This is a genomic window from Streptomyces sp. NPDC005195, from assembly GCF_040608315.1.
GTDB classification, from domain to species: domain Bacteria; phylum Actinomycetota; class Actinomycetes; order Streptomycetales; family Streptomycetaceae; genus Streptomyces; species Streptomyces kaempferi.
This window is the reverse complement of the sequence record NZ_JBEXHZ010000380.1, coordinates 1-1,150: the sequence shown is the minus strand read 5'-3', so window position 1 is coordinate 1,150 and position 1,150 is coordinate 1. Positions and strand designations below refer to the sequence as shown.

Genomic DNA, 1,150 nt, shown 5'->3' with positions numbered 1-1,150 from the left:
AGCGTGGCCGCCGTCGTCACCACGACGGCGATCGCCATCCGGCGTATGTGGGGTCTACGCACTGAGTTCCTTCGAACAGAGGCGGCAGGCATCACCAACCGCCCTGACACACGGCGGAGTTGACCGCCGTGGGGGCTGTCGGGCCCCGAGGCGAAGCCTCACCGATTCGCCATGTGCATGTAAAGGAGGAAGATCCCTTTCATGAACTTCGAGGCGATCTCTTTACGCATGTTCACTTCACGGTGACCAAGGTGTGACCTGCTGTGCGTCTCCCGAACAGATGAGTGAGAACGGGGAACGGTTGCCTCGCGAGGGGCGCCGACCAGCACATGTGACCGACATCGCAGCGGCTCCGGCCCGCGATGGACGGAGCCGGAGGCGACGAGGTGTCAGATCGTGCGGTGGGCGAGCGAGGAGAGCACCGTGCGCAGGTCCCCGGCGGGGCGCGGAGCCAGCGAAGCGCCCGCCAGGAGGGTGTCCGCCGCGGCGAGATGCCGGCGCGCCTCGCGCAGCGCCGTCGAACGGCCGCCGGCCTGTTCGACGAGAGCCGCTGCCCGGCGCAGTGCGGTGTCGTCGAGGCCCCCTGGGGAGGCGAGGAGTTCAGCGAGCGCCCGATGTCCCGGAGCCGCGACGGCGGCGAGGACCGGCAGGGTCTTCTTGCCCTGCCGCAGATCACCGTGGACCGGTTTGCCGGTGACGGCCGGGTCGCCCCAGATGCCCAGCACGTCGTCGGCGATCTGGAAGGCCACCCCGAGATGGCGCCCGGCGCGGTCGAGCGCGGCAGCCGTCTCCCCCCGCGCTCCGGCGAGCAGGGCCCCGACCGCCAGCGCGCACCCGAGCAGGGCGCCGGTCTTGTGCTCGGCCATCACCTCGTACTCCCGCACCCCCACCGCGTCGGGCCCGGTCCACGGACGCCGGGCGAAGAGCAGGTCGTCCGCCTGCCCCCGGACCAGGTCACGCAGTGCGGTGGTCAACTGCCTCACGGCCGCGCCGGAACCCGGGGTCGAGGGCGCCGCCGTGAGGGTGTCCACGGCCAGCGCGAACAGCGCGTCACCCGCGAGGACGGCGGGACCGGTGCCGTACGCCTTCCACACCGCGGGGCGCCCGCGGCGCAGTGCGTCGCCGTCCATGATGTCGTCGTGCAACAGCG

The 1,150-nt window shown here is 71.8% G+C and carries 1 protein-coding gene; it reads right to left on the bottom strand.

All coding sequences use genetic code 11. The features are described 5' to 3' along the window. Positions 1–389: 389 nt before the first annotated feature. On the bottom strand, positions 390–1,150 hold a 761-nt coding region (locus ABZV34_RS39795; RefSeq protein WP_356288297.1), incomplete at its 5' end, for a polyprenyl synthetase family protein.